Annotated in this window: 15 protein-coding genes; 5 read left to right on the forward strand and 10 right to left on the reverse strand. The window is 52.2% G+C overall.

From position 1 onward, the window contains the following. Nucleotides 1-241 precede the first annotated feature (241 nt). From pdeR to osmB, 4 genes are all read left to right on the forward strand, one after another. On the forward strand, nucleotides 242-2,233 hold the full coding sequence (pdeR, locus tag KI228_RS11765) for a cyclic di-GMP phosphodiesterase (RefSeq protein ID WP_044257827.1): 1,992 nt from the start codon (nucleotides 242-244) through the stop codon (nucleotides 2,231-2,233). 181 nt (nucleotides 2,234-2,414) lie between these two features. Beyond that, on the forward strand, nucleotides 2,415-2,597 hold the full coding sequence (locus tag KI228_RS11770) for a YciZ family protein (RefSeq protein WP_044257733.1): 183 nt from the start codon (nucleotides 2,415-2,417) through the stop codon (nucleotides 2,595-2,597). A gap of 90 nt (nucleotides 2,598-2,687) precedes the next feature. Beyond that, a complete protein-coding gene (gene yciT / locus KI228_RS11775) occupies nucleotides 2,688-3,437 on the forward strand; it encodes a DNA-binding transcriptional regulator YciT (RefSeq protein WP_043000543.1) in 750 nt (249 codons plus the stop codon). Between the two features lie 258 nt (nucleotides 3,438-3,695). Continuing rightward, entirely contained in the window at nucleotides 3,696-3,914 is a 219-nt protein-coding gene (gene osmB / locus KI228_RS11780) for an osmotically-inducible lipoprotein OsmB (RefSeq protein WP_042318738.1), read from the forward strand. 123 nt (nucleotides 3,915-4,037) lie between these two features. Here the strand turns inward: osmB and yciH are convergent, their stop codons facing one another. The 5 genes from yciH to pgpB form a co-directional block, all read right to left on the reverse strand. After that, entirely contained in the window at nucleotides 4,038-4,364 is a 327-nt protein-coding gene (yciH, locus tag KI228_RS11785; protein WP_043000542.1) for a stress response translation initiation inhibitor YciH, read from the reverse strand. Then, on the reverse strand, nucleotides 4,364-5,101 hold the full coding sequence (gene pyrF, locus KI228_RS11790; protein WP_043000541.1) for an orotidine-5'-phosphate decarboxylase: 738 nt from the start codon (nucleotides 5,099-5,101) through the stop codon (nucleotides 4,364-4,366). Before pyrF ends, yciH begins: the two co-directional genes overlap by 1 nt. A gap of 176 nt (nucleotides 5,102-5,277) precedes the next feature. Beyond that, nucleotides 5,278-6,447 carry a lipopolysaccharide assembly protein LapB gene (lapB, locus tag KI228_RS11795; RefSeq protein WP_043000540.1) on the reverse strand — a complete coding sequence of 390 codons (1,170 nt, stop codon included), beginning with the start codon at nucleotides 6,445-6,447 and terminating at the stop codon, nucleotides 5,278-5,280. Nucleotides 6,448-6,453: 6 nt separating this feature from the next. Then, nucleotides 6,454-6,762, reverse strand: a complete 309-nt coding sequence (locus KI228_RS11800; RefSeq protein ID WP_042318731.1) for a LapA family protein — start codon at nucleotides 6,760-6,762, stop codon at nucleotides 6,454-6,456. A 150-nt stretch (nucleotides 6,763-6,912) separates the two neighbouring features. Next, nucleotides 6,913-7,677, reverse strand: coding sequence for a phosphatidylglycerophosphatase B (gene pgpB, locus KI228_RS11805; RefSeq protein WP_044257730.1), 765 nt, complete (start codon nucleotides 7,675-7,677; stop codon nucleotides 6,913-6,915). Between the two features lie 196 nt (nucleotides 7,678-7,873). On the opposite strand from pgpB, the gene ribA reads away from it, so the two are divergent. After that, on the forward strand, nucleotides 7,874-8,464 hold the full coding sequence (gene ribA / locus KI228_RS11810; RefSeq protein WP_044257729.1) for a GTP cyclohydrolase II: 591 nt from the start codon (nucleotides 7,874-7,876) through the stop codon (nucleotides 8,462-8,464). Between the two features lie 50 nt (nucleotides 8,465-8,514). On the opposite strand, the gene acnA is transcribed toward ribA, so the two are convergent. The 5 genes from acnA to cysB form a co-directional block, all read right to left on the reverse strand. Further along, nucleotides 8,515-11,190 carry an aconitate hydratase AcnA gene (gene acnA / locus KI228_RS11815; protein ID WP_061070058.1) on the reverse strand — a complete coding sequence of 892 codons (2,676 nt, stop codon included), beginning with the start codon at nucleotides 11,188-11,190 and terminating at the stop codon, nucleotides 8,515-8,517. A 333-nt stretch (nucleotides 11,191-11,523) separates the two neighbouring features. Continuing rightward, entirely contained in the window at nucleotides 11,524-11,619 is a 96-nt protein-coding gene (gene ymiC, locus KI228_RS24305; protein ID WP_224267580.1) for a small membrane protein YmiC, read from the reverse strand. Between the two features lie 129 nt (nucleotides 11,620-11,748). Continuing rightward, the gene (locus KI228_RS24675; protein WP_224267581.1) at nucleotides 11,749-11,922 is read right to left on the reverse strand and encodes a hypothetical protein; all 174 of its coding nucleotides are present in this window, start codon (nucleotides 11,920-11,922) and stop codon (nucleotides 11,749-11,751) included. Between the two features lie 2 nt (nucleotides 11,923-11,924). Continuing rightward, nucleotides 11,925-12,065 carry a YmiA family putative membrane protein gene (locus KI228_RS11820; protein WP_212807457.1) on the reverse strand — a complete coding sequence of 47 codons (141 nt, stop codon included), beginning with the start codon at nucleotides 12,063-12,065 and terminating at the stop codon, nucleotides 11,925-11,927. A gap of 321 nt (nucleotides 12,066-12,386) precedes the next feature. Continuing rightward, entirely contained in the window at nucleotides 12,387-13,361 is a 975-nt protein-coding gene (gene cysB, locus KI228_RS11825; protein WP_212807458.1) for an HTH-type transcriptional regulator CysB, read from the reverse strand. Between the last annotated feature and the right edge of the window lie 105 nt (nucleotides 13,362-13,466).

Below are 13,466 nucleotides of genomic sequence, written 5' to 3' on the forward strand. Positions count from 1 at the left end.
GCCCAGTAACGGCCTTTCTTTTCAGGAAAGGCCGTTTTCTTTCCCCCAAATCGCCATTCTCTCACTACACTCTGACTGTCAGCCGGATATATTTTCTACAGCGCCTATGCTTTTTCCCGGTTCTGAATTACAAATAAATACATAAACAAAACAAGATGTTCAGCTACCGTAATTTTTAATTAACGCTGGCTAATCCCTTCCATTCAGGGTTGTTTGTGCTTTAAGCGGGAGGGTGTTCATGATGAAAGACAGTCTGGAGTCCACAACGTTGTATAGCTTTTTGGGTACTCACGCGCCTTACTGGCGTTTGTCAGAAGATTCCAACACCCTGCATTTGTCCGTCACCGAAGCGACCGACCGAGTGGAGAGCGTTGAGCTTGCGCCCGAGCAAGCCGAACGGATCCGTGAAATGACCGTCATCACCTCCGGTCTCATGATGACACTCCCCTTTGAAGACAACGATGTCCCGGTGCACCTGGTGGGCCGCAAAATTAACAAACATGAATGGGCTGGCAGTGCGTCGGCCTGGCACGACACCCCTTCTGTTGCGCGTGACCTGGTCAAGGGGCTCTCGTTTGCTGAACAAGTAGTGACAGAAGCCAACTCGGCGATTGTGATCCTCGACAGTCGGGGTAACATTCAGCGCTTCAATCGCCTGTGTGAAGAGTACACCGGGTTGAAAGAGCAGGAAGTGATTGGACAGAGCGTCTTTAAACTCTTCATGAGCCGCCGGGAAGCCGCCGCTTCGCGTCGCAACATCAGCGGCTTCTTTCGCAACGGCAACTCGTATGAAGTGGAGCGCTGGGTAAAGACCCGCAAGGGACAGCGTCTGTTCCTGTTCCGCAATAAATTTGTGCACAGCGGCAGCGGTAAAAACGAAATCTACTTGATCTGTTCCGGTACGGACATCACGGAAGAACGACGTACGCAGGAACGGTTGCGCGTGCTGGCGAATACCGACACGATTACCGGGTTGCCAAACCGCAACGCTATCCATGAACTGATCAACGAGGCCATCGAACAGGCTGGCGACAGTCAGGTGGGTATTGTTTATCTCGACCTGGATAACTTCAAGAAGGTGAACGATGCCTATGGTCATATGTTTGGCGATCAGCTTTTGCAGGCGGTATCGTTAGCCCTCCTGAGCTGTCTGGAAGAGAATCAACTGCTGGCACGTCTCGGCGGTGACGAGTTTATTGTGCTGGCCAGCCAGACGTCTCAGAGCTCGCTTGAGGCGGTCGCCTCGCGGATCCTCACCCGATTGCGCCAGCCCTTTCGTATCGGCCTCATAGAAGTCTATACCGGCTGTTCTGTTGGTATCGCGATGGCGCCTCAGCACGGCGAGGACAGCAGCAACCTGATCCGCAATGCGGATACCGCAATGTACACCGCCAAAGAAGGCGGACGTGGCCAGTTCTGCGTTTTCTCGCCAGAAATGAACGAGCGGGTATTCGAATACCTGTGGCTGGACACCAACCTGCGCAAAGCGCTGGAAAACGATCAGTTACTGATTCACTATCAGCCGAAAGTGACCTGGCGAGGTGAAGTCCGCGGCCTTGAGGCGCTGGTGCGTTGGCAGTCCCCTGAACGTGGGCTTATCCCTCCGCTGGAGTTCATCTCATACGCTGAAGAGTCCGGGCTGATTGTGCCGCTCGGCCGCTGGGTGATCCTCGATGTTATACGCCAGGTCGCGAAATGGCGGGATAAAGGCATAAACCTGCGCGTGGCGGTTAACATCTCTGCCCGGCAACTGGCTGATCAAACGATTTTCACCGATCTGAAGCGCGTATTGCGCGAGCTCAATTTCGAATATTGCCCTATTGATGTCGAGCTGACGGAGCGTTGCCTGATTGAGAACGAAGAACTTGCGCTATCCGTCATTCAGCAGTTTAGCCAGCTTGGCGCTCAGGTGCACCTGGATGACTTTGGTACCGGTTATTCCTCGCTTTCGCAACTGACGCGTTTCCCAATTGATGCCATTAAGCTGGATCAGATTTTTGTCCGCGACATTCACAAAAAGTCGGTGTCACAATCGATGGTGCGCGCGATCGTCGCCGTGGCACAGGCTTTGAATCTCCAGGTGATTGCCGAAGGTGTGGAGAGCGCCAAAGAGGATGCTTTTCTGACGAAAAACGGCGTCAATGAGCGACAAGGTTTTTTATTTGCCAAACCGATGCCTGCCGTTGCGTTTGAGCGCTGGTACAAACGTTACCTCAACAAGAAAAAGCGCTAAGCCAGCAATATGATCATCCGGGCGAAACGGGAAGTATCGCTTTTCGCCCTATTCATATCTGTCTGTAATCGCGGAATATATAATATTCCCCAAAGGTACAGGCCTGGCGGAATTTTCCCTTCTCTTTTGCCGCCATTTTTTGCATCATTAAATCCTTTATACTTTGACCAAGGATCCCCCCATGTCTGATATCGATGCTAAACGGGTTGCCGAGCGTATTGATACCGTGCTTGATATCCTGGTGGCCGGTGATGTCCACTCCGCCATCCATAATCTCGAAATTCTGAAGGCGGAATTGTTGAGTAAGGTGCAGGATGACGCCATATCAGCGGCGAACAAACCCCGGGCACCGTGGGAGATCTAAATTTTTCGCGCGCGGCTTGTGTCGCCTGGATGCCACACCGCCGCATGTGTTTAATCTCGCGGTATCATTACCGCTATAAAAACTAACGCTATGAACTCCCGACAACAAAAAATTTTGCAAATGGTCATTGATAAAGGCCAGATGAGCGTCTCTGAACTGGCCAAAATCACTGGCGTTTCTGAAGTTACCATTCGACAGGATCTAAATACCCTCGAGAAGCAGAGCTTTCTGCGCCGCGCGCACGGTTTCGCCGTTTCGCTGGATAGCGAAGATGTGGAAACCAGGATGATGACCAACTACACCCTGAAGCGTCAGCTTGCCGAGTTTGCGGCGTCGCTGGTCAGCCCTGGCGAGTCGGTATTCATTGAAAATGGCAGTAGCAATGCCCTGCTGGCAAGAACGCTGGCGGAACAAAAGGACGTCACCATCATCACGGTCAGCAGTTACATTGCGCACCTGCTAAAAGAGACGCCCTGCGAAGTGATCCTGCTTGGCGGTATTTATCAGAAAAAAAGCGAAAGCATGGTGGGACCGCTGACTCGCCAGTTTATTCAGCAGGTCCATTTCAGTAAGGCGTTTATCGGCATTGATGGCTGGCAGACCGAAACGGGATTCACGGGGCGCGACATGATGCGTGCTGATGTGGTCAATGCCGTGCTGGAGAAAGGTTCGGAAGCCATTGTCCTGACCGACAGTTCAAAATTCGGTGCGGTCCATCCCTACACCCTTGGCCCTATCGAGCGGTTTAGCCGTGTGATCACCGATGCCAGAATTAGCGCCAGTGACCGGGCGCTGATGGAACAGCGTGGTCTGACCGTTAATATCGTCGACGCCGAGTAAAATATCCGCAAATGATTTGCTCATCGCAGATCATTTGCGCTCTGAGACTATTCTGACTCCCGAATTAAGACTATTTACCTGTTGTTCACAGGCGAAAGTCGTAAAATTACTATTAGCGATATAACAGGAAGTGACTATCACCTGCGTGATATTACCCTGCGCACTAAGGTTTCACGGATGCCCTCTTTAATGACCGATATTTTAACTATAGTTAAAGAGAGCTTACTTCCGTGAATCATTAATTCAGGAGAAAGTATTATGTTTGTAACGAGCAAAAAAATGACCGCCGCCGTGCTGGCGATTGCCCTGGCAATGTCCCTGAGCGCCTGTTCTAACTGGTCTAAACGTGATCGTAACACCGCTATTGGTGCGGGTGCGGGTGCATTAGGTGGCGCTGTCTTAACGGATGGTAGCACACTGGGTACGCTGGGTGGTGCCGCTGTCGGTGGTATTATCGGCCACCAGGTAGGTAAATAATCGTAAATAATCTACGGTTGTCCGGCTCGATATAATAATACGATTATTTTTTTCTGGTCTGCACTACACAGTTTATTTAGCAGTAACAATAAAAGCCACGATATTTATATCGTGGCTTTTTCGTTAACCACCTGCCAGTTTCACTTTCAGGCCGCGAGCTTCCAGTAGCGACTTAATTAAATCGCGCTTATCACCCTGAATTTCAATTACGCCATCTTTGACTGCTCCACCGCAGCCACATTTTTTCTTCAGTTCCGCAGCCAGTTTGCTGAGTTCGCCGTCATCCAGATCAATACCAGTAATCAGGCACACGCCTTTCCCCTTGCGCCCGCTGGTCTGGCGCTGGATACGGACAATCCCGTCGCCCTTCGGACGTTCGGGCGCGGCTTTAGGTTCATCAATCCGCCCACTCTCCGTCGAATAAACCAGACGGCTGTTGGAATCGCTCATTACGCCTCCCGCTTCAATGACGCATTGATGGCCTTCAGCGTCTGCGCCGGATCGTCAGACTGCGTCACCGGACGGCCAATGACCATATAATCAACACCCGCCGCCAGTGCCTGTTCAGGGGTCATAATCCGCCGCTGATCGCCAGCGGCGCTCCCCTGCGGTCGGATACCCGGGGTAACCAGTTTGAAATCGCGACCAAATGCCTGCTTAAAGCGCACCGCTTCCTGAGCTGAACAGACCACGCCATCCAGACCACATTTTTGCGTCAATGCCGCCAGGCGCTCGGCGTGCTCCGCCGGTGACAGTGTCACGCCGATATCCGCCAGATCGCTGGCTTCCATACTGGTCAACACGGTGACCGCGATTAACAGCGGCGCATCTTTACCAAACGGCACCAGCGCTTCACGGGCGGCGGTCATCATTCTCGCCCCACCCGACGCATGGACGTTGACCATCCAGACGCCAAGATCCGCTGCAGCAGCCACCGCATGAGCGGCGGTATTTGGGATATCATGGAATTTCAGATCCAGAAAGATATCAAAGCCACGCTGCTGGAGATCGCGTACCAGTTGAGGTCCGAACAGCGTGAACATCTCTTTGCCAACTTTCAGACGACAGTCGCGCGGGTCGATTCGATCGACAAACGCCAGGGCGCTATCACGGTTATTATAATCGAGAGCAACGACGACGGGAGAATCGGTAGCAGCGCGGGGAGAAGATGAAGCAGTTAACGTCATAACCAGGCCTTCTTGCTAAGGGGGCAAATGGGTAAACGGCGTGCATTCTACCTGTCAGGCGCAAAAATTAACAGACGCGATTACACCACTGCCAGGCGATGTGGCGCCGATGCCAACGTGAGGAAGTGGACTAAACTATGAGTATGTTGTAACTAAAGCGGAATTTTTTTTAAAAATTACAATCCATCAAGTCCACGAATTGGCTTAATCGTTGACCAGGCGCGGCAGGATGGACAGTGCCAGTACAGGGTATACGCGGTAAAACCGCATTTAGAGCAGCGGTAGCGCGGCTTGCTACGCACCTGCTCGCCCACCATATCACGCAGCACCATCAGGCTCTCTTTTGCACGACCCTCTTCGGCTTCGTTAAGGTGATAATCCATCAGCTTATGGAATACGCGCATCGTCGGATGACGCTGGAGCTGACGGGTAATATACACCTGCGCGGTCTCCGTCCCTTCGCGCGCTTCGAGAATATCGGCCAGCATCAGTTCTGCGGCCGCGCCGGTATTTTCTTCTACCGCACGGCGCAGGAATTCCGCCCATTCATCATTTTTACCTAGCTGTTGATAGCAGGTCTGGAGCATTTCCAGCGTTTCGCTGACCAGTTCTTTATCCTGGGAAATCACCCGCTGGAGACATTCAACGGCCTTCGCGTAATCGCCCTTCGCCATCCAGACGCGGCCCATCATGATAGAAACCCTGGCGCTATTTTTATCCGCCGCTGCCCCTTTTTTCAGCAGCGCCATGGCGCGATCCATATCGTCGCTGCCCATCTGTTGCAACGCCAGTTCGCAGTAAAAATGGGCGATTTCGATACGCTGTTTATCTTTACCAAGTTTGACCAGTCGCTCGGCAACCTCAATGGCCTTCTGCCAGTCACTGGTCGCCTGATAGATCTGCAACAGTTGCTGCAACGCACCTACGCGAAATTCCGTTTCATCAGTAAGCTGATTAAACATATCCTCCGCCCGGTCATACAGCCCGGCGGCCATGTAATCACGGCCTAACTGCTGAACCGCCAGCAGCCGCTGTTCATAGGTCAGCGAGGCGCTTTCCATGAGAGTCTGGTGAATACGGATGGCGCGGTCGACTTCGCCGCGAGAGCGGAACAGGTTTCCGAGGGTGAGATGAGCCTCAACGGTGCCGGTATCCTCTTTCAACATATCGAGGAACAGATCCACCGCTTTATCTTGTTGGTTGCTCAGGAGGAAGTTAACCCCCGCGACGTAATCGCGGGACAGGCGGTTAGCTTCATCCTGTTTTGTTTGTTGCGCACTTCTGCGACCCATATACCAGCCATAGGCGGCAGCAACAGGTAAAAGCAGAAACAACAACTCCAGCATAAACGATTATTCCTTCGCGACCGACGTACCAGACGTCACCACAACGTCTGTCGCAGGCGAGAGTTGGTTTTCCAGTCGTTTAATTTTACGTTCAGCACGCACCAGAGAAACACGAACCCGCAGCCAGAAAAGACCGCAGATCAACCAACCAATGGCGAAACCCGCAGCGAACAAAACGGCCAACAAGGTTGAGATACGATACTCGCCCTGAGCCAACAGGTAATTAAAGGTCACCTGTTGATCGTTCTGCGCACCCAATGTTACCGAGATAACAAATATCGCCAACACCAGTAAGAAAATGAGTAAATATTTCACATTACTTCCCGTTATGTGGTTTAAGCGAATAAATCGTGTTCAACTTACCGCATTTAGCCTTTTAAATTACCATTTTCACGGCGTGTGCGAAATGGGAAAGCAGTCAGCTATTGGATGATTTAAGGGTAAACCAGTCAAAATCAACCCTGGTCAGCGGTTTTGCTCACGTTCAGCAATCTCCTGCCTTTCTTCTGGCGGCGGCGTCAAAGGCCCGCAGAACCGCTGTGCAAGCCAGGTCGCCAGCGTCACCAGCGCCCATGAAATCAGCGTCGCGACCACCAGATCGCGCGGCCAGTGCATACCGAGCAGCAAACGACTGCCCATCACGCCCGTCGCCCACACCAGTAAAATGGCAATCGTCACCGTCCGGCGTCGCGGCCACAATAAGCCGACAGCGAGCAGCGCCCAGCTTGCCGCAAACATCGTGTGACCTGACGGAAACGCAAACCCGGTCTCTTTTTGCCAGTGTTGGCGTAAAAAGTGTGGAATAGCCTGCTGGGTGGTAAGTTGCTCCTTCACCAGGTCGCTGCGATCCTTACGTTTTAAAGTGTAGAACTCATCAACCGGAATATGATGCGTTTTTTCCAGCCATATCACGAAAGGACGCGGTTCCTGTACCCGCTCTTTCACCCACGACTTGACGCCCTGACCTAGCAGGATTGCCCCCGCCAGAATAGTAAAAAGCATTACCGCCGCTTTAAGACGAAAGCGCAAACACCAGAAGAACCAGCCACAGAGAATAACATGTGTGATGATACCCCACGGCTGAGTGACCGTTTCGGTTATCCAGTACATCGCTTTTAGCCATCCGGTATCCTGCCCCGGTTGCCAGCTCCAGCCGGACACCCACACGGTAACGGGCATAATCAACAACAATCCCGCGCCAGCCGCAGTACGCTTTGCAATCGACAGCATGAACACCTCTTTAACGGATAAGTGTCACAATCATAACCGAAAAATCCCCTGTTCGGGGAAATTGACAGATTTGTGCCATTCGCAGGATGATTGCGCGGCGGCGATTAGGTGAAGTCCGTCGCCTTATGGCAAAATAAGAAGATAAGCCAACAGGCAACGGCACAACATCGCGTGCCGGCATTATCTGGAGAAACACATGCAGCTTAAACGAGTGGCAGAAGCCAAACTGCCAACCCCATGGGGCGATTTCCTGATGGTGGGATTTGAAGAACTGGCAACCGGACACGATCACGTCGCGTTAGTATATGGTGATATTTCAGGTCAGACGCCGGTTCTGGCCCGTGTCCATTCAGAATGTCTGACGGGCGATGCCTTGTTCAGCCTGCGCTGCGACTGTGGTTTTCAACTGGAAGCCGCCCTGACGCATATTGCGGAAGAAGGACGCGGTATTCTGCTTTATCATCGTCAGGAAGGACGTAACATCGGCCTGCTCAATAAGATTCGCGCCTACGCGTTGCAGGACCAGGGCTACGACACCGTAGAGGCCAATCACCAGTTAGGGTTTGCCGCGGATGAGCGCGATTTCACCCTCTGCGCGGATATGTTCAAGCTGCTGGGCGTTGACGAAGTACGTCTGCTCACCAATAACCCGAAGAAAGTTGAGATTCTCACTGAAGCAGGGATCAATATCGTGGAGCGGGTCCCGCTTATTGTGGGCCGTAATCCCAATAATGAACATTATCTGGATACCAAAGCGGCCAAGATGGGTCACTTGTTGAGTAAGTAAGCCATGCGTTAAAAAAAGCCTGCATCGTGTCATGCAGGCTTTTTTACGACTTACTTCAGCATGTTACGAATCACGTAATGTAAAATGCCATCGTTCTGGTAGTAAGTTAACTCGGTCGCGGTATCGATGCGGCAACGGCACTGCACCACCTCTTTGTTCCCGTCGGTCCGGGTTAACGTCACCGGCACCGTCGCGCCAGGTTTCAGTTGTTGCAGATCGGCAATATCGATAGTCTCTTCCCCGGTTAGCCCCAGCGTTTTGCGCGTAACACCCTGTGGGAACTCCAGAGGCAGGATCCCCATCCCAATCAGGTTGGAGCGGTGGATACGTTCGAACGACTCCGCAATGACGACGCGAATTCCCAGCAATCGCGGCCCTTTCGCCGCCCAGTCACGACTGGAACCCGACCCATATTCTTTACCAGCAATCACCGCCAGCGGGATGTTCTCCTGCTGATACTGCATAGCCGCATCATAGATAGACAACACCTCGGTGCCAGGCAGATGTCGCGTCATTCCGCCTTCCACACCCGGCACCATTTCGTTGCGAATACGGATGTTAGCGAAGGTCCCGCGCATCATCACTTCGTGGTTACCGCGTCGCGAACCGTAGGAGTTGAAGTCTTTGCGCTCCACGCCGTGGTTTTGCAGATACCGCCCTGCAGGACTATCAGCTTTAATACTCCCGGCCGGAGAAATGTGGTCAGTGGTCACCGAATCCCCCAACATCGCCAGAATGCGCGCGCCGTGAATATCGGTCACCGGTGCTGGCTGCGCCAGCATCTCGTCAAAGAACGGCGACAGGCGAATGTAGGTCGAGTCATTTTGCCAGCCGTAAGTGTCTGAGCGGTCAACATTGATTGCTTTCCACTCAGGCGTCCCTTCGAACACTTCCGCATATTCTTTGCGGAACATTTCTGAAGAGACCAGATCGACGGCGCGGGCAATTTCCTGCGCCGACGGCCAGATATCTTTCAGATAGACCGGCTCGCCTTTGCGATCGTGGCCAAGCGGATCTTTCTCCAGGTTGATGTTCATATTGCCCGCGAGCGCGTAGGCAACGACAAGCGGCGGTGACGCCAGCCAGTTGGTTTTCACCAGCGGGTGAATACGACCTTCAAAGTTACGGTTGCCTGACAGCACCGCGCCTACGGTCAGATCGCCCTTCTTAATCGCGGTTTCGATAGGCTCCGGCAGCGGTCCAGAGTTACCTATACAGGTCGTACAGCCATATCCCACCAGGTTAAAGCCCAGTTCATCAAGATACGGTGTCAGTTTCGCCTTTGCCAGATAATCTGACACCACTTTCGACCCTGGCGCCAGCGACGCTTTCACCCACGGCTGACGCTTCAGTCCCAGCGTAACGGCTTTTTTCGCCAGCAAACCCGCCGCCATTAGCACGCTGGGGTTAGAGGTGTTGGTACAGGAGGTAATGGCCGAGATGACCACCGCACCGTCAGGAAGCTGATATGACTGTCCGTTTAGCACATACTCTACTGGCCGACGGTCTTTCTGCGCAGTGTTCAGTTCCAGTTCGCTGCTGGCAGCAAAGGCTTTCGGCACATCGCCGAGTGCGACGCGATCCTGCGGACGTTTCGGTCCGGCGAGGCTTGCCTCGACATCATTCATATCCAGTGCCAGGGTACTGGTGAAGATCGGTTCATCACCGGTGTTGCGCCACATCCCCTGCGCCTTCGCGTATTTCTCCACCAGTTCGATTTGGTCTTCACTGCGTCCGCTCAACCGCATATAGTCCAGCGTCACGCCGTCGATCGGAAAGAAACCACAGGTCGCACCATATTCCGGCGACATATTGGCAATGGTGGCCCGGTCAGCCAGCGGTAAGGAATCCAGCCCGTCGCCATAAAATTCGACAAATTTGCCGACTACACCGTGCTTACGCAGCATCTGGGTGACGGTTAACACGAGATCCGTTGCAGTGATCCCCTCACGCAGTTTTCCGGTCAGTTTGAAACCCACCACATCCGGGATCAACATTGAGACAGGTTGCCCCAACATTGCCGCTTCAGCCTCGATACCACCCACGCCCCAGCCCAGAACACCCAGACCGTTAATCATGGTGGTGTGTGAATCTGTGCCGACCAGCGTGTCCGGATAAGCCACCCATTCACCGTCCTGCAATTCGCTCCACACCGCTTTGCCAAGATATTCCAGGTTAACCTGGTGGCAAATACCGGTTCCCGGCGGCACGACGCTGAAGCGACTGAAGGCCTGTTGGCCCCATTTCAGAAACACATAGCGCTCATGGTTACGTTCCATTTCAAGGCGCACGTTCTCTTCGAATGCATCGTCATCGCCAAAATGGTCAACGGTGACGGAGTGGTCGATCACCAGATCCACTGGCGAGAGAGGATTCACTTTCGCCGTATCGCCGCCCAGGCGTTTTACCGCTTCGCGCATTGCGGCGAGGTCCACCACCGCCGGGACGCCGGTAAAGTCCTGCATCAGTACGCGTGCTGGACGGTAGGCAATTTCGCGATCGGCATGGGCATTTTTTAGCCACCCTGCCAGCGCCTGGATATCGTCCTGGGTAACCGAATCGCCGTCCTGCCAGCGCAGCAGGTTTTCCAGTAAGACTTTCAGTGATTTGGGCAGACGGGTGAGATCGCCCAAAGATTTCGCAGCCAGCGGCAGACTGTAATAGTGGTAGGTTTTGTCTTTGGCCTGCAGTGTGTCCTTACTGGCTTCTCGTAGGGTTGACGACATAGCTCCTCCTTAATGACAGGGTTGCGATGCCCTGATTCTCCTCAGGGTGAATATTAAAGATAACACAAACAGAATGTAACGTTTTGATAACAACCCAAATTGATAAAAGAGGAAAAACCGAACGGCGAAGATACAAGTGAGGACGAGCGCGTGTATGAGGGGGAAGAAAACCTCGCCGTAGCGAGGTTTCAGATTGCTGGCAACCTGTAGATTTGTGTTTATGCCGGGTGGCGGCTAAGGCTTACCTGTTCTACAGACTTTTCGATATCAATGTGTTGCTCAGGCCACATATGAGCCTGCTAAGCGTAGCGCCATCAGGCGGAAGGGTTGAGATTAATTCATCACGATCCAGAGCAGTTCAGCCCAAAAGAGCAGCGAGACGGAAAATGCACCCATCCAGGACCAGTATTTCATATTTGCAGACATCATCAGCTATACCCGTTTTGTTTAATACATTGTGTTGAGACTTTCTCAACGCTTTATTGCTGCGGTGTATAGGTAAAAGCGCACCGTGATAATTTATCGGTACAAAAGAAACGGTAATAAGAATGGTGACGATTATTGTTTCTGTTGATCGTCTTCGTCGAATAACTCAATAAACTTTTGCTGTTGCTGAGTCAGCTTCCAGGATTTGGGAACAGTTTTCACGCACGCGCCTTTTTTCGTTTCTCGTACGGTGTCACCAGAGTGACATGTAGGTAACGACGTCTGTTGTGGGTCGTGAACCTCCATTTTTACCCCCAGGCATTCCAGATCAACAGTGCGATCACGACCCAAAACAGCGCTGAGCCCAGGAAAACCGCAAGCCAGGCTTTGCGTTTCATCTCAGGGTCCCGACGTGGCTCCTGGTTTTCAGACGGCATTGCTAACCTCATACAATCGGCATCACTTATCATTTAAGCACCAACAATCGGTACAATTAATCATCAGATGAGACAAATCCTAATGAAACTTTAGTCAAAAATCCAGTGAATTTACGAATCGTTTCCAGTGAATAAATCAATCTTTTGATCGAAAATAAATATTTGAAAAGGGAAATTTGCGAGGCGGGGAATAAGACACTACTTTACGGTCGATTATCCATAATCATCATGTGGACATTATTATTACGCCAGCCTTAATAAAACCAATGGCGATTTAATTAAAACTTTCGGTATCTCCTGCTAACAAAAGATACCGATCGTTTTCTGTGACGATTACTTTTCAGGTAATTTGATATCTTTAAACATCTCTTCTATTTCTTCGTTCGAGCGCAACGCCACGGCGGTATCCACCACGTCACGCGTCAAATGCGGGGCGAAACGTTGAATGAAATCATACATGTAACTGCGCAGGAACGTGCTGCGACGAAAACCAATCTTTGTCGTGCTGTGGCTGAAGACGTCGTGGGCGTCCACGCGAACCAGATCCGGGTCGGACAGCGGATCGACGGCCATGCTGGCAATCACTCCCACTCCTAAGCCTAAACGCACGTAAGTTTTGATCACATCGGCGTCAGTCGCCGTAAAGACGATACGTGGCGTCAAACCTGCGCGGTTAAACGCGTTATCCAGTTCAGAGCGCCTCGTAAAGCCAAAGGTGTACGTCACCAGTGGATACTGTGCCAGTTCTTCAATGGTCACCGACTCTTTATTGGCCAGCGGATGCTCAGGCGTCACCACAATCGAACGATTCCAGTGATAGCATGGCAACATGACCAGATCGTCATACAGATGCAGCGCCTCGGTAGCGATGGCAAAATCGGCATTTCCTTTTGAAACCGCTTCAGCGATCTGTGTCGGCGATCCCTGGTGCATATGCAGCGACACACGAGGATAGCGCTCAATAAAACCTTTAATCACATTCGGTAGCGCATAACGCGCCTGGGTATGCGTCGTCGCAATATAGAGAGAGCCTTTATCCGGCCAGGTATGCTCACCGGCAACGGACTTTATCGCATCCACTTTGGAGAGCACTTCGCGCGCAATGCGGATAATCTCCTGACCAGCCGGCGTCACCTGAGTCAGATGCTTACCGCTACGGGCAAAGATCTGGATGCCAAGTTCGTCTTCTAGCATGCGAACCTGCTTACTGATACCCGGTTGCGAGGTATAAAGGCCTTCCGCGGTGGAGGAGACGTTAAGGTTGTGATTCACCACCTCAACAATGTAGCGAAGCTGCTGTAATTTCATGTTAAACCATCCAGATTAGCGCCATCAGGTCATCGTTTCAGAGCAGGCAGTGATGCGCTGCTAATACGATTTAATAATAAAAAAGCCGTTAACTATAACCACTAT

Origin of the sequence: Citrobacter amalonaticus (genome assembly GCF_018323885.1) — a bacterium.
Classification (GTDB): Bacteria; Pseudomonadota; Gammaproteobacteria; order Enterobacterales; family Enterobacteriaceae; genus Citrobacter_A; species Citrobacter_A amalonaticus.